General features: G+C 50.0%; 19 protein-coding genes. 13 read left to right on the top strand and 6 right to left on the bottom strand.

Translation table 11 applies throughout. The annotated features are described in order from the left end of the window. Positions 1-149: 149 nt before the first annotated feature. A complete protein-coding gene (locus BMZ54_RS18335) occupies positions 150-1,100 on the bottom strand; it encodes a helix-turn-helix domain-containing protein (protein ID WP_089915097.1) in 951 nt (316 codons plus the stop codon). 126 nt (positions 1,101-1,226) lie between these two features. On the opposite strand from BMZ54_RS18335, the gene BMZ54_RS18330 reads away from it, so the two are divergent. From BMZ54_RS18330 to BMZ54_RS18315, 4 genes are all read left to right on the top strand, one after another. Then, positions 1,227-2,627, top strand: a complete 1,401-nt coding sequence (locus BMZ54_RS18330) for a sensor histidine kinase (protein WP_089915094.1) — start codon at positions 1,227-1,229, stop codon at positions 2,625-2,627. A 67-nt stretch (positions 2,628-2,694) separates the two neighbouring features. Further along, complete coding sequence (locus BMZ54_RS18325; protein WP_089915091.1) at positions 2,695-4,359, top strand: FAD-dependent oxidoreductase; 1,665 nt, start codon at positions 2,695-2,697, stop codon at positions 4,357-4,359. 138 nt (positions 4,360-4,497) lie between these two features. Next, positions 4,498-4,770, top strand: coding sequence for a UBP-type zinc finger domain-containing protein (locus tag BMZ54_RS18320; protein WP_089915088.1), 273 nt, complete (start codon positions 4,498-4,500; stop codon positions 4,768-4,770). Positions 4,771-5,459: 689 nt separating this feature from the next. Next, positions 5,460-7,928 (top strand): glycosyl hydrolase family 8, encoded by a 2,469-nt coding sequence (locus BMZ54_RS18315; RefSeq protein ID WP_202909283.1) that lies wholly within the window; start codon positions 5,460-5,462, stop codon positions 7,926-7,928. 415 nt (positions 7,929-8,343) lie between these two features. Here BMZ54_RS18315 and BMZ54_RS18310 read toward each other — a convergent pair whose 3' ends face one another. From BMZ54_RS18310 to BMZ54_RS18295, 4 genes are all read right to left on the bottom strand, one after another. Continuing rightward, positions 8,344-8,541, bottom strand: a complete 198-nt coding sequence (locus tag BMZ54_RS18310; protein ID WP_089915082.1) for a hypothetical protein — start codon at positions 8,539-8,541, stop codon at positions 8,344-8,346. 58 nt (positions 8,542-8,599) lie between these two features. Continuing rightward, on the bottom strand, positions 8,600-8,797 hold the full coding sequence (locus BMZ54_RS18305) for a hypothetical protein (RefSeq protein ID WP_089915079.1): 198 nt from the start codon (positions 8,795-8,797) through the stop codon (positions 8,600-8,602). A 54-nt stretch (positions 8,798-8,851) separates the two neighbouring features. Further along, positions 8,852-11,926 (bottom strand): lantibiotic dehydratase, encoded by a 3,075-nt coding sequence (locus BMZ54_RS18300; protein ID WP_089915076.1) that lies wholly within the window; start codon positions 11,924-11,926, stop codon positions 8,852-8,854. 148 nt (positions 11,927-12,074) lie between these two features. Next, positions 12,075-12,941 carry an RHS repeat domain-containing protein gene (locus BMZ54_RS18295; protein WP_089915071.1) on the bottom strand — a complete coding sequence of 289 codons (867 nt, stop codon included), beginning with the start codon at positions 12,939-12,941 and terminating at the stop codon, positions 12,075-12,077. A 143-nt stretch (positions 12,942-13,084) separates the two neighbouring features. On the opposite strand from BMZ54_RS18295, the gene BMZ54_RS18290 reads away from it, so the two are divergent. The 9 genes from BMZ54_RS18290 (at position 13,085) to BMZ54_RS18250 (ending at position 22,891) form a co-directional block, all read left to right on the top strand. Beyond that, complete coding sequence (locus BMZ54_RS18290; RefSeq protein ID WP_089915068.1) at positions 13,085-14,236, top strand: DUF3667 domain-containing protein; 1,152 nt, start codon at positions 13,085-13,087, stop codon at positions 14,234-14,236. A gap of 8 nt (positions 14,237-14,244) precedes the next feature. Continuing rightward, a complete protein-coding gene (locus BMZ54_RS18285) occupies positions 14,245-15,024 on the top strand; it encodes an enoyl-CoA hydratase-related protein (RefSeq protein WP_089915065.1) in 780 nt (259 codons plus the stop codon). Between the two features lie 91 nt (positions 15,025-15,115). Beyond that, on the top strand, positions 15,116-15,622 hold the full coding sequence (locus BMZ54_RS18280; RefSeq protein ID WP_089915062.1) for a hypothetical protein: 507 nt from the start codon (positions 15,116-15,118) through the stop codon (positions 15,620-15,622). Positions 15,623-15,813: 191 nt separating this feature from the next. Beyond that, positions 15,814-16,266, top strand: coding sequence for a response regulator (locus BMZ54_RS18275; RefSeq protein ID WP_089915059.1), 453 nt, complete (start codon positions 15,814-15,816; stop codon positions 16,264-16,266). A gap of 34 nt (positions 16,267-16,300) precedes the next feature. Continuing rightward, positions 16,301-17,503, top strand: coding sequence for a sensor histidine kinase (locus BMZ54_RS18270; protein ID WP_089915057.1), 1,203 nt, complete (start codon positions 16,301-16,303; stop codon positions 17,501-17,503). A gap of 10 nt (positions 17,504-17,513) precedes the next feature. Then, positions 17,514-21,116 (top strand): response regulator, encoded by a 3,603-nt coding sequence (locus tag BMZ54_RS18265; RefSeq protein WP_089915054.1) that lies wholly within the window; start codon positions 17,514-17,516, stop codon positions 21,114-21,116. Between the two features lie 23 nt (positions 21,117-21,139). Further along, entirely contained in the window at positions 21,140-21,505 is a 366-nt protein-coding gene (locus tag BMZ54_RS18260) for a response regulator (protein WP_089915051.1), read from the top strand. Further along, complete coding sequence (locus tag BMZ54_RS18255) at positions 21,489-22,328, top strand: CheR family methyltransferase (RefSeq protein WP_238386613.1); 840 nt, start codon at positions 21,489-21,491, stop codon at positions 22,326-22,328. The genes BMZ54_RS18260 and BMZ54_RS18255 overlap by 17 nt, the downstream gene beginning before the upstream one ends. Beyond that, positions 22,310-22,891: a chemotaxis protein CheB gene (locus BMZ54_RS18250; protein WP_089915049.1), complete on the top strand. Its 582-nt coding sequence runs from the start codon at positions 22,310-22,312 to the stop codon at positions 22,889-22,891. The genes BMZ54_RS18255 and BMZ54_RS18250 overlap by 19 nt, the downstream gene beginning before the upstream one ends. Before the next feature lie 289 nt (positions 22,892-23,180). On the opposite strand, the gene BMZ54_RS18245 is transcribed toward BMZ54_RS18250, so the two are convergent. Beyond that, positions 23,181-25,454 carry a Tex family protein gene (locus tag BMZ54_RS18245; RefSeq protein WP_089915047.1) on the bottom strand — a complete coding sequence of 758 codons (2,274 nt, stop codon included), beginning with the start codon at positions 25,452-25,454 and terminating at the stop codon, positions 23,181-23,183. Positions 25,455-25,849 lie beyond the last annotated feature (395 nt).

The raw sequence follows: 25,849 nt of genomic DNA, 5'->3' as shown, positions 1-25,849 counted from the left end.
GCAGGCCTTTAACAGGGTAATGCCTTCGCCGGTCATAATCCGGTACTGGCTTACTTCCCGTGTGCATCCCTAGAAAATTCCGGGGTAACCCCATGGGTAAAAGCGTTCTCCCTTCTGGTCCTCTTCAGGTGTGGTTCATGTCCCGGCTATCATTTATTGCTGATACGCCTGTTCCCGGTATCCTTTTTCACCATGAACTCTGAAGGGTTCACCCCCGCAAAATGCTTAAAGAACCGGCTAAAGTGCGAGCTGGTGTCAAAGTTCAACTGATCCGCAATTTCCTTGATACTGAAATCGGAGGTATGTAATAAATACTCCGCCTCCCGGAATATCCGCTGGTGAATGATCGTCAGGGCATTTTCGCCGGTAGCATGTTTCACCTGCTCGCTCAGGTGCTTGGCAGATACATGCAGCAGGTCGGCATACTGCTGTACGGTACGGATGGTTAAAAAGTGCGCTTCCACCAGTTTCTTAAACGCGGCTACCAGCTGTAAAGGCCGGCCTGCCGGTTTAGTGGGTTGCTGCAGGGCCCTTTCATGCGCGCGGTTAATTTCATATAATAGCTCTACTACCAGCAGCCGCACCATCTGCAAAAAATAGGCAGGCGCCTCCCGGTATTCCCGTTCAATTTTGATGAAAAGATCGCGGATAGAGGTGAACTCACGTTCATCCAGGTGGTAAATGGGAGGGAGCTCCGGCGGCAGCTCTAACAGCTGATCCAGGATCTGTTCTTTGATAAAAGTATGGGCCACAAACTCATGCCTGAACAGGATCATGTATAGCAGCAGATCGTCAGAAGCATTTTCAAAAGAGTGCAGGTCGCGGGGAGAGACGATGTGTATGGATTGTGGCGTTACCTCAAACGTATGGTGCCCGATGGTTTTAACGCCGTGCCCGCGCATGCACAGCACCAGGGCAAAATGATCGGTTTTCACCGGTGGGCCGTTATGCCGGCCGCCTTCATTGCTTAGTATCGCAAAATCGCCCGCCTGCAGGTCCGTGTATTTTTCAATCCCGAAGCCTTGCGGGGCATTGTTATCAGCCGCTAAATAATGTTTGACCGTAGTGGAAATATCCAACCTGATTGCATCCTTGCTCATGATTCCTTAAAACTTTGTACTTATCTGATCCTTCCTAAAACAGGGCAAATTTAAGTAACTTTAAGTTTGCAAGCACGGATGATCTCCCTGCGGCATGCCTTCCCACTTCTAAACCAATAATTTAAGATGAACCAGGTTACTGTAGAATGGCTCCGGACCATAGAGGCCATTAAGGATGTTCCGGCAGAACAGCTGCAATGGATGATCGATAACAGCCAGCATTATATTATCCCTCCGGGAGGATTCCTGTTTGAGCCGGAAACGGCCATCTGGGCTACCCATTTTATTGTAACCGGCCGCATTCGCGTATACCGACTGCAGAATAATGAAGCGCGGGAGCTGGCAATATGGCCGGCCCGGTCCATAGCCGGTTACTTACCTTTTTCAAGAGGCAAGGTGGCTGCCGCTTTTGGCGAAGCCCTGGAAGATGTTCAGATCATGAGCCTTCCCATCGAGAAATCACCGGAGCTGATCCGCACCCATTTTGAGCTTACACAGGCCCTGGTGCATATGATGACGGACCGTGTGCGGGAATTCACCTCCTTCCAGCAGCAGAACGAAAAAATGATGGCCCTGGGCAAGCTCTCCGCCGGCCTGGCGCATGAGCTTAATAACCCCGCTGCCGCAATTGTACGGGGTGCGGAATCATTGAAAAAACATCTGCAGCTGGAACCCACCACCTTCCGGGAGATCATGGCTATCAAGGCAACGCCGGAGCAGGTAGATATGGTGAGCAAGCTACTATTCTCCATTCTGCATGGAACAGAAAAACCGGTGCTTACCCTCATGCAGCGTTCAGATAAGGAAGATGAGCTGCTGGACTGGCTGGATGATCACAATGTAGCCAACAGTCAGGAAGTGGCAGAGAACATGGTGGAGTTTGGTTTTACGCTTGAGAACCTGGAGGAATTTAAGCAGCATATTCAGGAAAAGGACCTTTCGCCCGTATTTAACTGGATCAACAGTAACCTGGTGAAAGAAAGAATGGTGCTGGATATCGAAGAAGCCTCCAAACGTATTGCCACCCTGGTAGGATCCGTAAAGGTGTTCACCCACATGGACCAGGGGCATGATAAGGAGCTGACAGACATTCACAGCGGCATCCGTAATACCCTGGTCATACTGCAGCACCGCCTGCGTAAGGGCAATGTGGAGCTGGTGGAGAATTTTGATAATACGCTTCCGCAGATCAAAGCCCTTATTGGCGAAATGAACCAGGTATGGACCAACCTCATTGACAATGCCCTGGATGCCATGGAGCCCAATAAAAAAGGTGTGCTGGAAATACAAACCTCGAAGGACCGCCACTGCGTATACGTGTCCATCATCGACAATGGCCCCGGTATCCCGGAAGAGATCAGAAGCCGCGTTTTTGATCCCTTCTTCACCACCAAAGGCATTGGCAAGGGCACCGGTATGGGCCTGGATATTGTTATGCAGATCGTCCGCCAGCATAACGGTAACGTAAAGGTAATCTCAGAACCCGGAAGAACGGAGTTTAAGGTGTCGCTGCCCATACAAGGGTAATCATTCTTTTAAATTGTATATTTAACGCCGCGGAAATTATGTCAACACATACCGTCTAAAAAAAGCCATGGAACAACCTTTAATTTTCTGTATAGATGATGATGAGCAGGTATTGCGTGCTATTGTACGCGACCTCAAAAGTCAATACCGTAAGAATTATAAAATTATCAGCACCACCACAGTGAATGAAGCGCTGGACAGCCTGCTGGAGCTGAAGAACAAGGGCGAAACCATTGCCATGTTCATCTCAGACCAGCGCATGCCCGTAATGGAAGGGGTAGATTTCCTGGAAAAGGCCATGCAATTCTACCCGGAAGCCCGCCGGGTGCTGCTCACCGCTTATTCTGATACAGATGCCGCCATTAAAGCGATTAACTCCGTACAGCTGGATTATTACCTGGTAAAACCTTGGGGTCCGCCGGAAGAAAAGCTATACCCGGTGATCGATGAGCTGCTGGATGACTGGCAGCACATTTACCATCCGGTTTTCAAAGGCATTAAAGTAGTGGGCTACCAGTTCTCCCAGCAATCACATGCCGTAAAGGATTTCCTGGCAGGCAACCTCATACCTTACCAGTGGCTGGATGTGCAAACCACCAGCGATGCAAACCGCCTGCTGGAGCTGAACAACTTAAGCCTGAAAGAGCTGCCCGTGGTATTCTTTGAAGACGGTAGCTACCTGGTAACGCCTACCATTATGGAAATTGCCGGTAAGGTAGGGCTGAACCCGCACGTAAAACATGATGTATATGATGTGGTGATCATTGGCGCAGGCCCCGCAGGGCTGGCAGCCGGTGTATACGGTGCATCAGAAGGATTAAAGACCCTGCTGATAGAACGCCGCGCACCGGGCGGACAGGCAGGTACCAGCTCCCGTATCGAGAACTACCTGGGTTTTCCCACCGGTTTAAGCGGGGCAGAGCTTACCCGCCGGGCCATAGCGCAGGCCACCCGTTTGGGTACGGAGTTTATTACACCGCAATCTGTAAAAGATATTCAGCAAAAGGATGGTTATAATAAGATCATCCTGGAAGATGATAGCGTGATCAACACCCGCAGCGTGATCATTACCACCGGGGTAGATTACCGCAAGCTGGACACCCAGGGAGTGGATCAGTTCACCGGCGCAGGCATTTACTACGGCGCCGCCATGACAGAAGCCACGGCCTGCAAGGATAAGGAAGTATACATTGTAGGCGGCGGCAACTCCGCCGGGCAGGCTGCCATGTACTTATCGAAGTTTGCGAAGAACGTGTACATCCTGATCCGTAAGGATGATCTGAGCAGCACGATGTCCGCATATCTGATAGAGCAGATCAAAGGCGCCAGCAATATTAAGATCCGCCCGCGTACAGAAATTGCAGAGGCCATTGGCACCGACAAGCTGGAAAAGCTGGTAATAAAGAACGTGGAAACCGGCGAAACCTGCACAGAAGCCGCCGACGCACTGTACATTTTCATAGGCGCCAAGCCCTTCACCGACTGGATAGCTCTCAACATCATCAAGGATGACAAGGGATTTATTGAAACCGGCCGTGAGCTGAAAAAGTATGACGCTTTCGGCAAGATCTGGAAGCAGCAGCGCGATCCTTATCTGCTGGAAACCAGCTGTCCTGGCATCTTTGCCGCCGGCGACGTTCGCGCCAGCGCCATGAACCGTGTAGCCGCCGCCGTAGGAGAGGGCTCCATGGCCATTAGTTTTGTACATAAGTATCTGGCAGAGGTGAAGTAAAGAATTAGTAATTAATAGGCTGAACGAAGTATAAAGTATGAAATGGCAAACAACAAGTAGTAGCCGGCTTTATACTTTATACTTTGTTCGTCTTACATTATACATTATACATCAAATATCATTCATCAATTAACGCCCATGTCACAGCCCGAACTCTGTAAGCACCTGCAAAGCATAGAAGAAATAAAAACCGCAGAAAAATATGAATGCGCTGAATGCGTAAAACATGGCGGCCAATGGGTACACCTGCGCACCTGCCAAACCTGCGGCGTCACGCTCTGCTGCGACGATTCCCCCAGCCAGCACATGAGCCATCACCAGCACGAAACCGGCCACCCCGTTATCTCCTCCGCAGAACCGGGCGAAAGATGGCTTTGGTGCTATAAAGATGATGCCTTTGCAGAATATTAGAGCATTAAGGAGTAGCAAAGGATAATAGATAATAAAGTAGTAAGGGATAATAGAGGCTAATAAAGGCTAATGAAAGCTAATGGAAGTTGGTAGAGGGTGATAAAGAGTAATAAAGAAAGATGCGCATTAATAAGCGCTAAAAATGTTTAAGAAACATTGAAGCTCCCGGCTATCTGCAGGCAAAACCAGCAGGTATAAAGGTAAATCAGGACAGGTACATCAAACATCAAACGCCACCATCAAAAAGACCCTCATCGTTTGCCTCCCGTACGTTCAAAAAGGATATCATCCATAAGGTCATCAACATAAACCATCATCAAAAAGGGCATTACCAAAAAGGTCTTCATCGTTTGCACCCGTAGGTCCAGGTGACGGCCCTTTGCCCGGCGTGCCCCGCTTGATACCGCCCCGTCATCCCCCAATGCCGCTACGACCTCCCTACGCCCAATAAAGAACTAAACAGGCGGGTGCAGGCCGGAGCCGGACCTACGGGAAAGAACGCCTTCTCAAACACCAGACAAAACACACCAGATCGAAAAAGCATCGGGCGGTTATACCTACGAAGTCTCATACATTCATCCGGTAAATGATTTCACAATTTTATCCCCTACCTTTACCATTGTAACCACGTCAAAGCAGTAACGAAAACCTATAAAGAAAAACCTGAATCACCCTTAAAATCAATGTCTATGAGAAAACCCTATGCCATACTGGCAACCGGCATGCTATGCATCGCAGGCCTGATCGTACAAGCACAAAAAAAGCCATTTCCACAAGCTGTAAGCTATCCTGGCTGTATCAAACCAAACAACGTTACACAGGCCGACATGAACACCAGTGTAGCAAGCTTTTATGATTACTGGAAATCAAAGTACCTGAAGAACAACCTGGCTTCATTGCCCGGCGGTTATTACATTAAAGGAGAGATCAGCGGTGACGCGGACGGCTATACGCCGTTAGGCTCCTCTGAAGGACAAGGCTATGGCATGGTTATTACTGTGCTGATGGCCGGTCATGATGCCAATGCCCGCACTATTTACGACGGACTGTTTAAAACAGCGCGGGCATACCGCAGCTCTATCAACAGCAATATTATGGGCTGGGTAGTAGCAGATAATGCCAGCGCACAAGGGCATTTCGATTCCGCAACAGATGGTGATATTGATATCGCCTACTCCCTCATTCTGGCGCACTACCAGTGGGGATCAGATGGCGCTATCAATTACCTGAATGAAGCTAAGAAAATGATCACCAATGGTATTAAAGCCGCCAATGTGACCACCACTAACCGCCTGAACCTGGGCGACTGGGACAGCAAAAGTGCGCTGAATACCCGCCCTTCCGACTGGATGTTAAGCCATATGCGCGCCTTTTACCAGGAAACAAATGACGCCGCCTGGTTGAATCTGATCAATAATCTGTACAGCGTGTACAACCAGTTCAGCGCCACTTATTCACCCTCCACCGGTTTAATCTCCGACTTCGTGGTAAAGAATCCGCCGGAGCCTGCTCCCAAGAACTTTATTGATGAAGGACCGCAAACCAATGAATATAACTACAACGCTTGTCGTGTACCCCTGCGCGTGGTAATGGATTATGCATTATACGGCTCCACAAGCGCGCAAACAATTTCCAATAAAATAGCCACCTGGATCATCCAGAAAAGCGGCGGCAACCCGGCCAGCATCCGCGATGGCTACCAGCTGAATGGTACCACCAGCGGTACTGATCCTGAAGCAGTATTTGTAGCGCCTTTTGTGGCAGCCGCAGTGGCCAACAGCGCTAACCAGGCTTTTGTGAACAGTGGCTGGAACTTCCTGAAAACTAAAAAGTCCGGTTATTACAGTGATTCTTACAGCCTGTTATGCCAGCTGTTTATTTCCGGTAACTGGTGGAAGCCGGAAGCAGGCACTACACCGCCGCCGGCATGTGTTCCTGCCAGCGCCAGCAGCGATGATGGAAATGTGGCCACCAATGTGCTGGATAATGACCTCAATACCCGCTGGTCTGCCAGTGGGGATGGGCAATGGATCCAGCTTTGTTTAGATAATCCTGTTTCAGTAACCGGGGTGGATATTGCTTTTTACCAGGGTAATACCCGCCGTGCGCTGTTTGATGTGCAAACCAGCACAGATGGTCTTACGTTTACCAATGCCGCTACCGGCCTGCAAAGCAGCGGTACCTCGCTGGCATTGGAAAGTTTTACGTTTGCTGCAAAAACCGCTAAGTATGTACGCATCTTAGGCCATGGCAATAATGTAAGCGCCTGGAACAGCTACACGGAAGTAAAGGTGAGAACAGGTACGCAGAGCGGCCAGCAGGTAACATTAAGCGCTGCAAAAGATGCCTATGTACGTAATGGTGTTTATGCTGATAGCGCCTACGGTGCACTGGACCCGGTGAACCTGATCTCTAAGCTGAACTCCACCACAACAACAGGTAACGACCGCCAGGCTTACCTGGGATTTGATCTCAGCAGTGTAAGCGGCACTATCACATCCGCCGTATTGAAAGTGTACGGCCACCAGGACGATAACCGCGTAACCAATGTTCCCGTAGGGGCGTACCCGGTAGCCAACACTACCTGGACAGAAGCCGGCATTACCTGGAACAACAAGCCCGCACCAGGCGCCACTGCGCTGGCCACCGCCACGGTAACGGATTCTATTGGCCGTTACTACAGCTGGGATATTACGGCGTATGTACAAAGTGAAAAGGCAGCCGGCCGTTCGGCCATTTCCCTGGCATTGCTGAATGGTTTAATGGCCAACCCGCGCACACTTTGGAACTCCAAAGAAACCGGCAGTAATGCCCCGCAGCTGGTGATCACCACTACCAGCACCGCTAAAACAGCCGCCAGGCAGGCATTTGTAGCGTCGCCTTCAGATACGCATGGCGATAAGCTGCAGCAGGTAAGCGTGTTCCCGAACCCCTTAAGCAGCAATGCTACCGTAGCATTTACCCTGCAGCAGGCAGGCCCGGTGCACCTGGCAGTATATAATACGAATGGCGAGGTAGTAAAGGTGCTGGCCAATGAGCAATTGCCCGCTGGCCGCCATACCCGCACATTTGCACCCGGTAATATGCCCGGTGGTTTGTACGTGCTGAAGCTGGTGCACAACGGTAAGGTAAGCACTGTCAAGCTGGTGAAACAGTAATAAACATTTACATTCATATAATTCCAGAAGGGTGTATCATATTGGTACACCCTTTTTTACATCTCCACCAAACCCGCACATCCTCTCATTTGCACATCCGTATATTCCCGCATCCTCACCCAAACCAGCCCATCCTTCCATTTGCACATCTGTACATTCCAGCATTCCTCACCCAAACCAGGCCATCCTTCCATTACACATCCGTATATCCAGCATCTCCCTCACCCAAACCAGCCCATCCTTCCATTGCACATCTGTTCATTCCAGCATCTCCCACCCAAACCAACACATCCTCCCATTTACACATCGGTATATTCTCACATCCTCCATCCAAACCAGCACATCCTTCCATCCTCATAAAACAAAGGCCGTTCCATCCCGGAACGGCCTTTATATTTACTGCTCGATACAAATATTAGTGCGAAGTGCTGATCACCGTAGTGGTCGGCGACGTATGAAGTGCTTGCGCCTGGCGGTCCTTACGGCCTGTTACAACATTTTCAGTCACATTGGCAATGGTGCGTTTGTGCATAGCCAGTTTTTCATGGCTCTGTTTATCCCAGTTGGCTAATACATCCAGGGAAAACTTCGTTTGCTGAGACTTTACACTCATGGTTTAGATTTTTTCAGGTGAATACTAAATGTTTTTACTTACTGCTCGTTACAAATGCTTAGTGAGAGGTGCTGATAACAGTAGTAGTAGGCTGGTGCAGGATAGAATCCGTCTGTTTGCCTTTACGTCCTGTTACAGCAGTTTCGCTTACATTAGCAATGGTTCTTTTGTGCATAGCCAGTTTTTCGTGGCTTTGTTTATCCCAGTTGGCTAACACGTCCAGGGAAAACTTGGTTTGCTGAGACTTTACACTCATGGTTTAGATTTTTTAGGTGAACAATAAATGCCTACTCTTTTAAAGGTGTTTCGGCTACCCCTTTTGTATATTGGCCAAATAATACTTCCGTGCTTCATACCGGTCCAGGATATCATATAGCGCCATTTCATATTGCCGCGGTTTACTGGTCATGATCCGGTTTATCATCATGTGCACATAGCTGCCCGTTAAATGGAACCAGTTAACATTAAGCCGCCCCTGTTGCCGTAGCTGAATGAGCTGCTGCGCAAGGGGCGCAACCTGTTGGCTGCGTGCTTCCAGCAGCTGCAGCACCGGGTAAAAACGGTTCTGCGGGGTAATAGCTTCCATAATTTCATGGATGTAGGCGGCATGCTGCTCATACTGCTGGTTCAGCCGCTGCCGCATGGGTTTATCCACCTGCATTTCCTGTGCAAAGGCTGTCTTCTGCTGCAGAATGAAGGCTCTCTTCTCCGTAGCATCCAGCTGAAGATCATTCAGCCAGGTATCCATGCCTTTCAGTGCCCATAACCATTTTATTTTTTCCTGCTCATCGCCACTCAGCATGGCTAACAGTTCCAGGGTGGTCTGGCTGTCGTAAAAGAACAGCTTTTCAGACAGTGCCATGGCAGCAGCGCCGCCGTATCTTTCCAGCTCCCGTTTATAAGTATCCAGGCGTGTTTTCCAGATCATGTGCGATGCCTGCAAAGGCGCCAGGGCCTGGCTTAGCAGGGCAATTGCTTCCCCTGCCAGCCTGCTGTCCGTTAAGTGAAAGCGTATACGCAGGTGAAAGTCAGGGTCCAGGTAGCGGATAAAGAACCACTGGTCTATAATACCGGCTGCCGTTAATGTTTCTATTACAGGCCGTACCTGTTCTGTAAGTATATTGTCCGCCAGCGAAGGCCCGCAATACAGCTTATAATACAGCCATTCCGATCCCACGGGAAAGCTGCGTTGTATGCCCGGTGTAATAATAGTTTCCACCGGCTCACGTACAGGGTTATACGTAGCCGTGGTTTTGATCATGGGCGCCACGCATTGCTGTACATAGTCGCCGGTACCAGGTAAAAATTCTTTAAGAGTAAACGTGGTCCGTTGTTTCACCGTGCGTAACCAGGCCTGTACCGTATATAAATTATCCAGGTCTATCAGCAGCTCATGATCTCCGTCTGCCAGCACCAGCAGCTGCGGTAGCTGCCACTGCTCCCGGAAGCGCTGCACGGCGGCCGGCAGGGCCTCCATGGTGCTTTGCTGCAAATCGCTGATGTCTGCCTGTTCCAGCTGCCATTGCGCCACGCTTAATACAATATTCTTATACCGTACCCGCGGCAAAAAAGTAAAGCGGAAAGGCTGGGTCTTCCACTCAAACAAATAAGCAGTGTGCAAACCTTGCTTTTGCAGGTCGCATAAAAAGTAATAGATGGGTAATGCATGCAGCGCATAGTTATGCATGTTGCTTAACCGCGGTATAATTTGTTTATCCAGCTTTTTGGAAAATAGCTGCAGCTGCTGGTCCACCACGCGCAGGTACAGGTCCTGTATAGGTATTTGCCGCTCCGCAGGCAGGGAGGATTGTGCCAGGTAAGGGATCTCATATTCCCTGAAAGCCGGGTGCAGGATCACGTTGCCTGTCCGGTTATCCGGCAGGTGAATGATCTCTGCAAAGATCACCCCTTCATTCAGCCGTTGTTCTTCCTGCGTAATATGCAGTGTCAGGTCATGTAGCTGGCTATCGCCATAGGCAAAGCGGCCTAACATACCTGCTGCGCTGGGGCCAAAAAAGCCTTCCAGCTGCAGGTGGCCGCTAGCTGCATCCAGCAGTCGGAACACGGCAGAAAGGGAAGGAGGGAAGGTCTCCGTATGATCTGCGCTGCGCGGAATAACAGCATCGTCCAGCACCAGCTCCTGCTGCCCGGTATGCAGGCAGCGCGTTAGCTGTGCCAGCAGCCATTCATCTGTAGCCGTTAAGGTACGTGCAGGCGTGTCCGTTTGTGCCGGTATGGGCAGCCCGTCTACCAGCGGTGCAAATGACGCAGCCGTCCCGGCCGGGTAGCCTATGCCGGATTCCGCATCCAGCGCCTGTACCAGCGGAATGGCTTCATCCGCATACCGCGCATAAAATTTTTCAATAAAGGTTTGTAAGGCAGGTATATTACCTCCTTTATATTGGTGCAGGGTATGTAAAATGTCCAGCGCGCCTGACAGATCCGCCTGTAAGCTGGCAGGCACACCACCGCCGGCAGCTGCCGGGCGGAATGCATCTACCTGCAGCAGCTTGCCCGCTTCAAAAGGTATTTGCAGCTGTGTGATCAGTTGTATAATATGTTCGTAAGCAGCAATGGGGTTGGTATCCTGCGCATCCAGCGCTTGCAGGGCAGCCTGCACCTGCTCCAATACGGGTGCGGCAGGCGCCTGTAACCGCTGCAGCACAGTTAGCAGCTGTGTTAAAAAAGCAGGGCCGGTAATGGCTGGTTCCAGCTCGCTTACCAGTACCTGTGCAGTTACAAGGGAATTAATATAGTCCAGCGCATCAGGCCCGGGAACCGTTAATAAAGCACATAGCTCAAACAGCGTAGCCCCTTTTTCTGCAGCAGCCAGCACCGTCTGCAAAGCTGGCTGGTGCTCCACTGCGCTAATGCGGTAAAACCGTTTGTTTTCCACATACTCGTATTCCATGTACCGCAGCTCGTTCCCCATTACATACCGGCTGTTGTTCGGAAAAAACAATAGCCGTTCCCGTATGGAGGGCAGCTGCAGCAGCTCCTGGGCTAATGCACCCAGGTAATACATATCCAGCCGTGTGCGCCTTTGCAGGGGCATGGCTTTAAAGTCAGCAGGGGAGGGTGTTTGCGCCCAGGGTAAAGTAGTGCAAGAAGAAAATAATCCAAAAGGAGTGCAGCGGCTGTAGGAGCGGGTATAATATTTAACCAGCGCATCCGTAACCTTAGCCTGTTCTTTTGCCGTATGCAGCTGCCCTTCGCGTAAACGCACTGCCTCATCATATAAAACCGGTGAGGCAATGTACACTGATTCCAGGAAGGCGGCATCTGTAAGCAATTGCTGTACTGTAGCTGCTTCAAAATGTGGTTGAAAAGGCAAACGCGGAACCCTTATGACCAGGTTGTCACAAAAAGTGAACGGAGTTTCCATACAGCAAATAACAGGGCTTTAAAAATGGGTCACTACATTGACATAAGCATATCTCTAAATATACATTGATTACCGTTAACAAGGAACGGTGTTATGTCATAAAAATATCATAAAGCCCTGTTACCCGCTATGGCGCTAGATAAGATGTTTATTTAAGGAACTCGTAATTATATTTCACAATGCCCAGCAGCGCTTTCTCTTTACCATAACACTCTTCCCGCAGCGGCAATCCTTTTTCATCATACTTATATTTCCAAACAGTGTAATCAGCCGTTTCAGCATTTACAGTGGTCATTTGTGAAAGGCGTTGCTGCGCATCATACTCAAACATATAATCCGGCAGCATGCGTTTTTTACCGGTATGGTACCGCAGCACATCCGTTAACCGGCCCTGTGCATCATAGTTATAATAAATGCGCGGGCTGCGCATGTTCTTGCCATATTCCTGCTCCTCTATTACATGCCCTTGTTCATCCGTTTTAAACAGCACGGTGGTAGAGTCATTGCCGCCCAGGCTCTTTTTATGGATCATGCTGGCCAGGTGGCCCTTTTCATCATACAGGTAAGTACGGGTTTCTGTAACACGGAACTTGCTGCTGCCCGCCTCTGAAAGGGAGCTGGTATGAATGTCCGTAAGCCGCCCCGCCGTATCGTATTTGTACTGGATGGTAGTAATGCTGCTCTCCGTACTGTCCGTGGTTTTCATAAGCGTGCCTTTGGCAGAGAAGGTAGAGGTCATAATACTCAGTCCCGTACCCCGCGACTGCGTAATGGCCCGCATTTGCCGGAAATTGGGCGAAAGGATGCGCTGGCACCTGAAATCATTGTCGGTTTCCATACTGGCATCCAGGCTTTGTACCTCCTGTACCCTTACGTTGTTTTCCTTCAGCTGCGCCATATTACTGCTGGTCTGGCGCGTATTGTAAATATCCTGGTAATAATATTGGGCCATGCTACGGGCAGTGAACAGCAGCAGGCAACCCGCTAATAAACAGTACTTTTTAATGTGCATCATAGTTTGAACGCGTAAATGCTAATCGGTGACAAAAATACTAACGTTGAAATCATTTGAAAATTTTTTAGATATATAAGATTTTCTGTCCTTTGGAAATTTGCGGTAAAGATTTGCTATTTTGAGGCGCCTAACCTAGCAATTACTTGAAAACACAACCATTACGGGAGGATAAACACTGCCTGAATTGCGGAACGGAAGTTCCGGAAAGGTATTGTACGCACTGCGGCCAGGAAAATGCCGTTCCCCATGAATCTTTTGGTCACCTGGTAAAACATTTTGTAGGCGATGTGCTGCATTATGATTCCCAGTTTCTGCAAACGATCAGTTACCTGTTATTCAGGCCGGGGCGTTTAACCAAAGAATACATGGCCGGCCGCCGGGTAGCCTTTGTAAACCCCATTAAGCTGTACATTTTTGTATCCTTTGTGTTTTTCCTCACCTGGGCCATGCTTTCCCATGATTCCCATGAAAAGAACGAAAAACGCTCCGCCGAAAAGGAAGCAGCTGCAAAGCAGCATGAGGAAGATGAAAGTCAAAAGATACCCTCCATTACCGGGATCCTGGGCGCCGTAAAGGATTCGCTCAAAAATAATAAGGAACTTGCCCGGGCAGTGGATTCCCTGGCATACCGCTACCGGTACGATTCCGCCAGGAGTCATAACGCCGTGGCGCCGGTAGCTGCCGGCAGCCATGATACGGCCGCCGCCAGGCATACCGCCGCAAAAGCTGAGGAAGACGACGACCTGAGATTAACCGACAGTGAGGACGATCCGCGCAATAAATATGGGAATGAGGAAGCCTACGATTCCGCGCAGGCAGCCATGCCAAAAGCACAAAGGGACGGCTGGCTTAAACGGTACTTTACCCATAAGTGGATGCGTTTGAACCCGGGAGATGACCGCCTGCAGGAAAACCTCTCAGAATCCCTCAAGCACCATTTCCCTAAAATGATGTTTGTGCTGCTGCCCTTATTTGCCCTTTGGTTAAAGCTCATTTACAACTGGAAGCGCTGGTATTATACGGATCATGCCATTTTTGCCCTGCATGTGCACTGCTTTGCGTACACGGTACTGCTGCTGGCCTATATCCTGGAAAAGCTCACGGGTGTGGACGGCTTCATAGGCTGGAGCGTATGGCTTATATTCGGGTACCTGGTGCTGGCGCTACGGAATACCTATCATCAAAGCTTTATGCGGTCGTTCGGGAAATCGTTGCTGCTCTTATTCGGGTATGGTATCAGCTTTGCTTTTGTAGGCGTATTCTTTATCCTGATCATATTTGCGGTAATTCTGTAATTTTATAGATGCAACCGGAATTTATAATCGTACACCAACAGGTAGCAACCCACGTTGCACACATACAGCTGAACCGTCCCAATGCACTCAATGCGCTGAACCTGCAACTGATGACAGAGCTGAAAACAGCCCTGCAAACACTGGACGCCGACGACCAGGTTCGCGCAATCATCATCAGTGGCAATGAAAAAGCATTTGCAGCCGGGGCCGATATTACACAAATGGCAGGTAAAAGCGCCATAGACATGTATAACACCGATCAGTTCAGCACCTGGGACGCCATCAAAAAAACAAAGAAACCCATCATAGCAGCCGTAAGCGGTTTTGCACTGGGTGGGGGGTGCGAGCTGGCCATGCTGTGCGATATGATCGTAGCCAGTGAAACCGCCCGTTTCGGACAGCCGGAGATTAAGCTAGGCGTAATGCCCGGCGCAGGGGGCACCCAGCGCCTTACCAGGGCCGTAGGTAAAGCCCTGGCCATGGAAATGGTGCTTACAGGACGTTTTATCACCGCCGCAGAAGCCCTGCAGGCCGGGTTGGTTAACCGTATAACGCCTGTAGAGCTATACCTGGAAGAAGCTATAAAACTGGCAAAAGAAATAGCCGGTATGAGCCCCCTGGCCACTAAAATGGCCAAGGAAGCAGTGCTCAAAGCATTTGACAGCAGCCTGGAGGAAGGGTTGCACTTTGAACGTAAGAATTTTTACCTGCTGTTCGCATCAGACGATCAGAAAGAAGGTATGCAGGCGTTTATAGAAAAACGGGCGCCGCGCTTTACAGGTAAATAATAACTATTGGTAAAAGCAACACACACCTGAACCCCGGCAGCACCCAAAAATTGTAATTGAATTAATGAGAATCGCTACCATAACTATGAGAATGCTGTTGCCTTCACTGTTTTGCATACAGCTGTGTGCATGCAAGCCTGTTATACCCAAAAAACCGGAACAACGCCGGCCGGATACCACTATGATACCCTCCGCCGACACCATGATACCCGTACCGGATACCATTATGGCCGATGAGATCACCTCCTGGAGCCGTTTTGAGGATTATATCGGCCGCTATGCCGGCGAGGTGGACCTGCTGGATAAAGAGCCGCTGAAAGAACGTTTTCACCGCCTGCTGAACCGGGATAGCCTGCTGTTCTTCCAGCGCTTCCAGGTAGCCCCGCCCATAGAAATAGAAGGCAACATCTTCTATAACGAAGGCTGCCAGCCACATAACTGCGGTATGGACGAAGCCGCCCTGGTTATAGATATGAACCGCGATATTATTTATGCCGGCATAGCCGTAAAAGGACGGGTAAAGATCTTTGCAGAGAAAAAGGATACCGCCTACCCCCAGCGCCTGCGGGAATGGAAACAAAAATTCCAGGCAAAATAGCCGGATGCAGTAAAATGTTTTTATATTTAATATTCGTTTATACCTCTATTCAATTGTAAGATCCGCCGTACACCACAACACGGGGAGGGACACACGTCCAAAAATGCCGCATTACGCGGAGGGGACTGTTATGGGAAAACACTGATACTCCTCAGATTGAGTTAATTTTGCGCGAACTATAGATCGATTATATGAAGAATCCAACTACATTTTTGCTGGTTGATGATGATTTAGATGACACGTCATTATTTGAAGAAGTATTGCAGCAGGTAGACCCCGCAGTGGTGTTCGCTTCCGCCGCCAATGGGCACGAAGCGCTGGCCGCATTACGGGAAGGTACTACCCGGCCGGATGTTATTTTCCTGGACCTGAACATGCCCCGTATGGATGGCCGCCAGTGCCTGGCAGCCCTTAAAGAGGACGATACCCTTAAACAGATACCGGTGATCATGTACACCACCTCCTCACAGCCAAAGGATGTAGAACAGGCCATGCAGAAGGGCGCGGTGAGCTTTATTACCAAGCCCACCAGCCTCAAAGAGCTGCAGGAGATACTGGAAGCCATTGCAGGTAATGTGCATCTTGACCTGCACGCGGCCCTCAAAACCCTGCGCCAGACCGTACCCGCCTGCGTAATTTGCTGAAGCTGGTTTTATTAATGTATTTCAGTCATCCAGTATGATCTTGATCGTTGACGACAAACAGGAAAATCTTTACTCGTTAAAAGCTTTGCTCCGCCTCAATCTGTATGAGGTAGACACTGCCACCTCCGGCGAAGAAGCCCTGAAAAGGATACTCAGGAATGAATATGAGCTCATTATCCTCGATGTGCAAATGCCCGGTATGGACGGCTATGAAGTAGCAGAAACCATTACCGGTTACAGCCGCTCTAAGGACATTCCCATCATTTTCCTGTCCGCAGTAAATATTGATAAACGTTTTGTAACCAAAGGATATGCCTCCGGCGGAGTGGATTATATTACCAAACCCTTTGATGCCGACATTCTGCTGCTAAAGGTAAAAACCTTTACCCGCCTGTACCGGCAAACAAAAGAGCTGAATGATATTAAAGAAACGCTGGAGCAGAAGGTGGAAGAGCGTACCAAAGCCCTGGTGCAGGCCAATAAAGAGCTGGAGCTTAGCAATGCAGAGCTGCAGCAGTATGCCTTCATAGCCTCCCACGACCTGCAGGAGCCCCTGCGCAAGATCATTACCTTCAGCCGCCTGGTAATAGAACGGTTCCTGGGCGGCGATCCGGAAGCCCTGCAGTACATGAACAAGGTCATCTCATCTTCAGAGCGCATGCGCAGCCTTATTAATGACCTGCTTAGCTATTCCCATCTGGCAGAGCCGCCCCGGTTCAATATCTGCAACCTGAACCAGCTGGTACAGGAAACCATGGCCGACCTGGAAGTAGCCATTAAGGAAAAAGAAGCTGTGCTGCACATCAGCCACCTGCCCTCCATTGAAGCCATCCCGGACCAAATGCGGCAGCTGTTCCAGAACCTGGTCAGCAATGCGCTTAAATTCGCTAAAAAAGATACCCCGCCTGTTATTAAGATCTGGAGTGAGCTGATAGACCAGCGCTCCCTCACCGCCGGCATTTCCGGCAAAGGCGCCTGGTGCCGCATCTATATTTCCGACAACGGTATAGGGTTTAATGAAATGTACCTCGATAAAATATTCCACATGTTCCAGCGCCTGCATGGCAAAGATGAATATCATGGTACCGGCATCGGCTTAACCATCGTAAAAAAGATCATCCAGAAACATAACGGCCTTATCTCCGCAGAAAGCAGGGAAGGCCAGGGCGCCACTTTTATGCTGGTGCTGCCGCTGAAACAAACCGCCATATTAGAAACAGAAACGCAGGGACTATAAACGTATATACATGAACGAATCATTCAAAAGGAATTTAATAATCACTTACGGCCTGTCCCTTTTCCTGGTGATCATAAGCTCTGTCGCATCTTACATGAGCATCCATAATTTGCTGGAAGGGCAGGGGTTGGTAGACCATACCAATAATGTGATCATGAAGCTGGAGCAGATCTCATCTGCTTTAAAAGATGGGGAAACCGGGCAGCGGGGATACCTGCTCACCGGAAAAACGGAGTTTTTAGATCCTTATAATGGCGCCCGCGACCGCGCCCTTACTGCACTGAATGAAGTAGAAAAGCTTACGCTCGATAATGCTTCGCAGCAACAATCCCTGCAGCAGCTGCGTGACCTGGTAGTGCGGCGCTTTGCCCTGTTACGGGATATTATTGATGCTAAAAAAAGAGGCGTTGCAAATAATGAGCAGGACCTTACACTGGGTAAAGTGCAGATGGATGAAATACGCCGCCTGGTAACAACCATGCAGGACCGGGAACAGGCGCTGCTTACACAACGTACCGAAAAAACCAACCGTTTTGCAGCATATACGCCGGTGCTTATTGTCATAGCCTCCCTGCTATCCCTGCTGGTAGCCATTGTGTCCTTCCTGCGGGTGAATGCTGATTATGACAGAAGGGTAGTGCTGCAGCGCGCCCTGGAGCAAAAAGATATTGATACCTCTAACCGCCTGGCTATTATCCAGGGTATTGCAGATAAGATCTCCGGCGGTGACTACCAGGTAAGGGTAAGTGATGAAGGGAAGGATGTATTGGGCTCCCTGGGTGTGGCACTGAACAAGATGGCACAATCGCTGGACTATTCCTTCGCTACCCTGTCGCACAAGGAATGGACACAAACCGGTATTGCCAGCCTGAATGAGAAAATGATCGGTGAAAAACAGCTGGATGTATTGACCTATAACATTATTGAATTTATCACAGACTATACCAGCTCCCAGGTAGGCGCTGTTTATTTGATGAAGGATGAGGAAACCCTGGGACTAACTGCCAGCTATGGATTAAATAAGGACAGCGTTAAAAAAACATTGTTTCTGGGTGAGGAGCTGGCCGGGCAGGCTGCCTTATCCCGTAAAGACCTGTTGCTGGAAAATATAACGGATGCAGCGCTGGTAGTGAACCATACTGCCGGTAGTATTAAGCCGCAAAGTATTATTGCAGTCCCCATCATTTATGAGCGCCGTTTAAAAGGGGTAATAGAGCTGGCTACCCTGGGCACTTACAGCCCCGTGGTACGCGAATTCCTGAAAATAGCATCCTACAATATAGGCCAGGCCATTCACAGCGCGAAAGACCATCAGCGCCTGCAGGACCTGCTGGCCGAAACACAGGCCCAGTCAGAAGAATTGCAGTCGCAGCACAGTGAGCTGGAAAATATTAATACAGAGCTGGAAGCCCAGTCGCAGAAGCTGCAGGCCTCTGAAGAAGAGCTGCGCGTACAGCAGGAAGAGCTGCAGCAGGCCAACCAGGAGCTGGAAGAACGCAGCCGCCTGCTGGAAGAAAAGAACGAGCTGATCCTGGAACGCAATTTTGAGATCCAGGCCAAGGCAGAAGAGCTGGCCCAAACCACTAAGTACAAATCAGAGTTCCTGGCCAATATGTCGCATGAGCTGCGTACGCCGCTCAACTCCATCCTGCTGCTTTCCCGCCTCCTGTCAGAGAACCATGCCGGTAATCTGCTCAGCGACCAGATAGAATATGCTACGGTGATCCGCAGCTCCGGTAATGGCCTGCTAACGCTGATAGATGAAATACTGGACCTGTCCAAGATAGAATCCGGTAAAATGGAGCTGGAATATGAGTTTGTGGACATTGAAAGTGTAACAGGGGAAATGAGCTCCCTGTTCGGCCCCATTGCAAAAGATAAGAACATTACCTTCCGCATAGCAGCAGCAGACGATCTGCCTAAAATGCTGGAAACAGACCGCCTGCGCCTGCAGCAGATCCTGCGCAACCTTATTTCCAATGCGCTGAAATTCACCGCCCGCGGCGCCGTTACCCTGCACATTTCTAAAGACGCTCATACCATTTCCTTTGCCGTACAGGATACCGGCATTGGTATACCGGCAGATAAGCAGCAAACTGTATTTGAAGCCTTTCAGCAGGCAGATGGCTCTACCCGCAGAAAGTACGGCGGCTCCGGCCTGGGCTTGTCCATTAGCCGGGAGCTGGCCAAGCTGCTGGGAGGCGAGATCAGTTTGGAGAGTGAGGAAGGCAAGGGCAGCACCTTTACGCTTACGCTGCCGCTGCAAAAAGGCGCCTCCATTCATCCCGCCAAACCCATTATCCCGGCCCCGGTGCAGGAAGAGATCACCGCCTCACAGCAGGAAAAACCGAAGGAAGATGAGCTGATGAAAGATCCACAGTTCCTGTCAGCGCATATCCCGCCCGCTGTTCCGGACGACCGTGATACTATCACCGCAGGTGAAAAGGTGATTCTGATCATAGAAGATGATACCGCCTTTGCCCGCTCGCTGCTGGACTATACCCGGCAGAAAGGGTATAAGGGGATTGTAGCCGTAAGGGGCGATGAAGGAGTGGAGCTGGCCCGCCGGTTCCGGCCACTGGGCATTTTACTGGATATACAGCTGCCCGTAAAAACCGGTTGGGAAGTAATGGAGGAATTGAAAGCCGATGCCGCCACCCGCCCCATTCCCGTGCACATGATGTCGTCTTACCAGGCTAAAACCCGCAGCCTGTCGCGCGGTGCAGTAGACTTTATAAATAAGCCGGTAGATATAGATAAGCTGAGCGATGTGTTCCAGCGCATAGAGCAGGCGCTGAGCCGTCACCCGAAAAAAGTGCTGATCGTGGAAGAGAACCAGAAACATGCACAGGCCCTGGCCTATTACCTGGATGGATTTAACGTGCATACACAGATCCGGACCACAGTAGGAGATGGCATTACAGCCCTTAACCGCAGTGAGGTGGATTGTGTGATCCTGGACATGGGCGTGCCCGCACAGCACTCGTACGATGTATTGGAGGAAGTAAAGAAATCGCCGGGGTACGAGAACCTGCCCATTATTGTATTCACGGGCCGCAACCTTTCACATGTGGAGGAAATGCGCATTAAGCAATATGCAGATTCGATCGTAGTAAAAACAGCGCACTCTTACCAGCGCATCCTGGACGAGGTATCCCTTTTCCTGCACCTGGTAGAGGAGAATACCAAAGACCGCGGCGTAACCCGCTATAAACGTATGGGCGCTTTAAGCGAGGTACTGAAAGGTAAGGTAGTGCTGGTGGCGGATGATGATGTGCGCAACATCTTCTCCCTCACCAAGTCGCTGGAAGCCTATGGTATGAAGGTGATCTCCGCCATAGATGGCAGGGAAGCCCTTAAGCAGCTGGATGAAACGCCCAACGTAGACCTGGTGCTGATGGACATGATGATGCCGGAAATGGATGGGTATGAAGCCACGCGCCGCATCAGGCAAATGCATAAGTACCGCAACCTGCCGGTAATAGCGGTAACTGCCAAAGCCATGACCGGCGACCGTGAGAAGTGTATCAATGCCGGCGCATCCGACTACATTACCAAACCGGTGGATGTAGACCAGCTGGTGTCCCTGTTACGGGTATGGCTATATGAATAACTCCAAAAGCAATATATAAGGGAATGGGTAGCATATTGATAATAGACGACGACAGCAGGAATATTTTTGCCCTCACCGCCGTGCTGAAAGCCAGGGGTTTTCACTGTGAAACGGCCACCGGTATGCAGGAAGCGTTTGAGCTGCTGGCAGCCGGAAATACGATTGGCATCATTTTGATGGATATGATGATGCCGGACATGGATGGGTATGAGGCCATCCCCATACTCAAAGCATCGCCCCAATGGCAGCACATACCGGTAATAGCCGTTACCGCACAGGCCATGGCAGGCGACAGGGATAAATGCCTGGCCGCCGGGGCCGATGGTTATATCTCAAAACCGGTAGACATAGATAAACTGCAGCAGCTGCTGGATGAATATGTTCGATAAAATGGAAAATAGTGTGAAGGATGAAGAGCTGGACCTGCTGCTGGACGAATTGTTCCGCAGCTACGGCTACGACTTCACCAACTACGCCCGCGCTTCTTTAAAAAGAAGGGTGAGCCGCCTGATGATCATAGACCGCTTCCCCAGTTTTGCAGAGCTGTTATACCGTGTACGCCAGGATCCTGCCTACCTTACCCGCATGGTAGAGGAGCTAACGGTGAATGTAACGGAAATGTTCCGCGATCCCCAGGTGTTTAAGACCATCCGGGAAGAGGTGCTGCCTATACTGGCCACGCATCCCTTTATCCGCATCTGGCATGCCGGCTGTGCCACAGGGGAGGAGGTATATTCCATGGCCATCCTGCTGGATGAGGCTAACCTGCTGCATAAATCACTGCTATATGCAACAGACCTGAACCCAACAGCCATTGAGAACATCCGCAAAGGCGTGTTCCCCATCAGTGAAATGAAACAATATTCAGAGAACTATATTCTTTCCGGCGGTAAGCATGATTTTTCAAAGTACTACACCGCCAAATACAACTGGGCCAAATTCGACGACCGCTTAAAGGCCAAGATGATCGTAGCCACGCACAACCTGGTCTCCGACCGCTCATTCAATGAATTTGTATTGATCTTTTGCCGCAACGTGCTTATTTATTTTGATAAGTACCTGCAGGATAATGTGCTCACATTATTTGACGACAGCCTGGAAAAGCTGGGTTTCCTGGTGCTGGGTTCTAAAGAGAACCTGCGTTTTAGTCCCATCGCCCGTAAGTTTAAGCAACTTGAAAACAGGGAAAGAATATGGCGGAAGGTGATGTAAGTAAATACCGGATGGTGGTGATCGGCGGCTCGGCCGGCAGCCTGGATAGCATCCTGAAGATCGTTGCTGCCGTGCAGGAAGCAGTAGATGTTGCATTTGTAGTGGTAGTGCACCGCGGCAAAAGCGGCGATTCCATTCTGACAGATCTGCTTTCCTCCCAAACAAAGCTGGTAGTAAAGGAAGTAGAGGATAAGGAGCTCATTTTACCAGGCACCATTTACATTGCCCCGCCGGACTATCATTTACTACTGGAAAACGAATATACTTTTTCACTGGATGCCTCTGAAAAAGTGCACTATAGCCGCCCCAGTATCGATGTAACTTTCGAATCGGCCGCTCTCGTATATGGTCCCGCGTTAGTAGGCGTATTATTATCCGGCGCAAACGCCGATGGCGCTGTAGGCCTCAAGAACATTGCCGATGCCGGAGGCTTCACCATTGCACAACAACCTGCCACCGCAGAAGTAGGCTACATGCCCCAGCAAGCCATTAACCTAACCAAAGTAAGCGTAATCCTCGAAGGCGAAGACATTGGCATATTCCTAAAAACCCTCCTGAAATAAGAATACCAAATAAAATTAAAATAAGATACCAAATCTAAAATCTTAAATGCAAAAGGGAATGCAGTACATGATTGCTGCATTCCCTTTTACATTTTAAATTCTATTCTCCAATATCTCCAATATCATCAATCATCAATCATCAATCATCAATCATCAAGGCCCCAAAGCCCGGCACCACAGTAGCAAAAAAGCTCAATCAAGGTACCACCCCGCAACCGGGCGGTAACCGGTTGCGGTCCCCTTTTTGGTTCCTTTTTGGGGAAGCAAAAAGGAACAAGAAAAAAGAAACTTAATTAAATTTTTTCTTTAGCTCCTGTAATTTAGCCTGAAAATCATTCAGCGGCGCTGCTGCCGCCTGCTTACCAGCAGGCTTGTTGCCGTTATCCTTACGTTCCTTCCGCGGTGCACCGCTGCTGCCACCACCCGCCGCCGGCACTTCATTATCTTTCATAGATAAGGAAATGCGTTTGCGGGAGGCATCTACCTCCAGCACCGTTACCGTTACTTTCTGATTCAGCTTCACCACCTCGTTAGGGTTGCCCACAAATTTGTTGGAAAGGTGGGAAATGTGCACCAGCCCATCCTGCTTAACGCCAATATCTACGAAGGCGCCAAAGGCGGTGATATTGGTTACTACGCCGGGCAGCGTCATACCGGGTTTTACATCTTCTATCTTATGGATGCCTTCTGCATATTCAAAGATGGCTATTTCATCGCGCGGGTCGCGGCTGGGTTTATCCAGTTCTTTCAGAATGTCTTCTAGCGTCAATAAGCCTACTTCTTCGCTCACATATTCTTTCGGGTTTATCTTTTTACGCAGTTCTTCCTTGGCCATCAGCTCCTGCACGGTGCACTGTTGTTTGGCGGCCATGGCTTCTATCAGGCCATAACGTTCCGGGTGCACGGCAGAGTTATCCAGCGGGTTGTCGCCGTTTTCAATGCGTAGGAAGCCCGCGCACTGTTCAAAAGCTTTTTCGCCCAGGCGGGGTACTTTCTTGAGTGATGCGCGGCTCTTGAAAGCGCCGTTCTCTTTACGGTACTTCACAATGTTTTCCGCCAGGGAAGGGCCCAGGCCGGAGATATAGGCCAGCAGGTGTTTGGAAGCGGTGTTCAGGTTCACGCCCACATTGTTCACGCAGCTTACCACCACGCGGTCCAGGCTTTGTTTCAGGTGCGACTGGTTCACATCGTGCTGGTACTGTCCCACACCAATTGATTTGGGATCTATTTTCACCAGCTCTGCCAGCGGGTCTATGAGCCTGCGGCCGATGGATACTGCGCCACGTACGGTAACATCATGGTCCGGGAATTCCTCACGGGCCACTTCAGAAGCGGAGTATACGGAAGCGCCGCTTTCGTTCACCATAAATACATTGATCTTGGTGCCAAAGTCTATCTTCTTCACAAACTCTTCTGTTTCACGGCCGGCAGTACCATTACCTACGGCAATGGCCAGGGTGTTATATTGTTTGGCCCATTTTTTCAGCAGGGCTTCTGCCTCATCGCGTTTGTAGTTCTTTTCCAGGGGATATATTACATCATTATCCTGCATATTGCCCTGCTCATCCAGCACTACTACTTTACAGCCGGTACGGTAACCGGGGTCAATGGCTATTACGCCTTTGGGGCCCAGCGGGGCTGCCAGCAGCAGCTGGCGCAGGTTTTCAGCAAATACGTCAATAGCTTCGGTATCAGCTTTTTCTTTGGCCAGTGCGCGGAACTCGTTTTCCAGCGAGGGGCGCAGCAGGCGTTTATACGCGTCCGTTATAGCTTTGTTCATTTGTTCCCGGGCCGCAGCGCTGCCTTTCACAAATTGTTTCTGGATGATCTCCAGGGCTTCATCTTCCACCGGCATTACGGTAGCGTACAGGAAACCTTCTGTTTCCCCGCGCAGGATAGCCAGCACACGGTGGGAGGGGATGGCGGGCAGCTCTTCCTGGAAATCAAAGTAGTCTTTGTATTTCTGTCCTTCTTCTTCTTTACCTTCTATTACTTTGGAGGTAAGCACCGCCGTGTGGGTAAACAGCTTACGCAGCTTATCACGCAGCTCTGCGTTCTCATTGATCCATTCGGCAATAATATCGCGGGCGCCTTTCAGGGCTTCGTCTGCAGAAGCAACTTTATCATTTACATATTGGGCGGCCAGGGTATCCAGCGCAATATCTTCCTGCTCAAAGATAATTTTGGCCAGCGGCTCCAGTCCTTTTTCAATGGCCGTGGTAGCGCGGGTTTTACGTTTGGGCTTGTAAGGCAGGTACATGTCCTCCAGTTCCGTAAGGTTCCAGCTAGCTTCCAGCTTGCCCAGCAGCTCCGGGGTCATTTTTTCCTGCTCCGTGATGGTTTTAATGATAAACTCACGGCGTTCATCCACTTCCTGGTAGCGTTTTTTCAGATCTTCAATACGGGCGATCTGCACTTCATCCAGGCTGCCGGTTACCTCTTTCCGGTAGCGGCTGATAAAAGGTACCGTAGCGCCTTCTGCCAACAAGTTCATGGTATTTTCTGCCTGCCTGGCAGCAATACCTAATTCCGCTGAAATGAGTGCGATGTGTTTGGTATTCATGAATTAACTAATAAAGAATAATTAAAAAGTAAGGCTTTTGTAAAAACCGGTCGCAAATGTAACTAAATTGGCTTTTCCGGCAATCGAAAGTTGTTAACAGGCGCCGGAGGCGCCTGTGTCCACGGTCCATGGTCGATAGTCCATAGCAGAGTGCGCGGAGGCGGTGGTTCGTGTATCGATGGGTCCACATTCCCACAGCTCAAAGTTCGCAGACTACCCCCCAGTCGATGGTCTACTACAGGTCCGCGGTGGTAACAATTCATGAGTATCCCGGTCTTATAACGTATAGCTGCTAACCCTCGGTATGTTAAATAATGATCTTTTAAATGCCGTTTAGCCCGCCCACAACCGCTGGCGCTGCCTGTATTCCGGCACATCTGCCCAACACCCAACTC

Source organism: Chitinophaga rupis, assembly GCF_900109685.1.
Classification (GTDB): Bacteria; Bacteroidota; Bacteroidia; order Chitinophagales; family Chitinophagaceae; genus Chitinophaga; species Chitinophaga rupis.
This window is presented reverse-complemented; position numbering and strand designations above follow the sequence as displayed.

Excerpts from the sequence above, each read along its gene's own strand:
- BMZ54_RS18295 (WP_089915071.1), bottom strand. The coding sequence starts at position 12,941 with ATGATGCACATTAAAAAGTACTGTTTATTAGCGGGTTGCCTGCTGCTG.
- BMZ54_RS18325 (WP_089915091.1), top strand. The coding sequence starts at position 2,695 with ATGGAACAACCTTTAATTTTCTGTATAGATGATGATGAGCAGGTATTG.
- BMZ54_RS18255 (WP_238386613.1), top strand. The coding sequence starts at position 21,489 with ATGAATATGTTCGATAAAATGGAAAATAGTGTGAAGGATGAAGAGCTG.
- BMZ54_RS18300 (WP_089915076.1), bottom strand. The coding sequence starts at position 11,926 with ATGGAAACTCCGTTCACTTTTTGTGACAACCTGGTCATAAGGGTTCCG.
- BMZ54_RS18335 (WP_089915097.1), bottom strand. The coding sequence starts at position 1,100 with ATGAGCAAGGATGCAATCAGGTTGGATATTTCCACTACGGTCAAACAT.
- BMZ54_RS18315 (WP_202909283.1), top strand. The coding sequence starts at position 5,460 with ATGAGAAAACCCTATGCCATACTGGCAACCGGCATGCTATGCATCGCA.
- BMZ54_RS18245 (WP_089915047.1), bottom strand. The coding sequence starts at position 25,454 with ATGAATACCAAACACATCGCACTCATTTCAGCGGAATTAGGTATTGCT.
- BMZ54_RS18270 (WP_089915057.1), top strand. The coding sequence starts at position 16,301 with ATGATCTTGATCGTTGACGACAAACAGGAAAATCTTTACTCGTTAAAA.
- BMZ54_RS18320 (WP_089915088.1), top strand. The coding sequence starts at position 4,498 with ATGTCACAGCCCGAACTCTGTAAGCACCTGCAAAGCATAGAAGAAATA.
- BMZ54_RS18275 (WP_089915059.1), top strand. The coding sequence starts at position 15,814 with ATGAAGAATCCAACTACATTTTTGCTGGTTGATGATGATTTAGATGAC.
- BMZ54_RS18330 (WP_089915094.1), top strand. The coding sequence starts at position 1,227 with ATGAACCAGGTTACTGTAGAATGGCTCCGGACCATAGAGGCCATTAAG.
- BMZ54_RS18265 (WP_089915054.1), top strand. The coding sequence starts at position 17,514 with ATGAACGAATCATTCAAAAGGAATTTAATAATCACTTACGGCCTGTCC.
- BMZ54_RS18260 (WP_089915051.1), top strand. The coding sequence starts at position 21,140 with ATGGGTAGCATATTGATAATAGACGACGACAGCAGGAATATTTTTGCC.
- BMZ54_RS18250 (WP_089915049.1), top strand. The coding sequence starts at position 22,310 with ATGGCGGAAGGTGATGTAAGTAAATACCGGATGGTGGTGATCGGCGGC.
- BMZ54_RS18285 (WP_089915065.1), top strand. The coding sequence starts at position 14,245 with ATGCAACCGGAATTTATAATCGTACACCAACAGGTAGCAACCCACGTT.
- BMZ54_RS18310 (WP_089915082.1), bottom strand. The coding sequence starts at position 8,541 with ATGAGTGTAAAGTCTCAGCAAACGAAGTTTTCCCTGGATGTATTAGCC.
- BMZ54_RS18280 (WP_089915062.1), top strand. The coding sequence starts at position 15,116 with ATGCTGTTGCCTTCACTGTTTTGCATACAGCTGTGTGCATGCAAGCCT.
- BMZ54_RS18305 (WP_089915079.1), bottom strand. The coding sequence starts at position 8,797 with ATGAGTGTAAAGTCTCAGCAAACCAAGTTTTCCCTGGACGTGTTAGCC.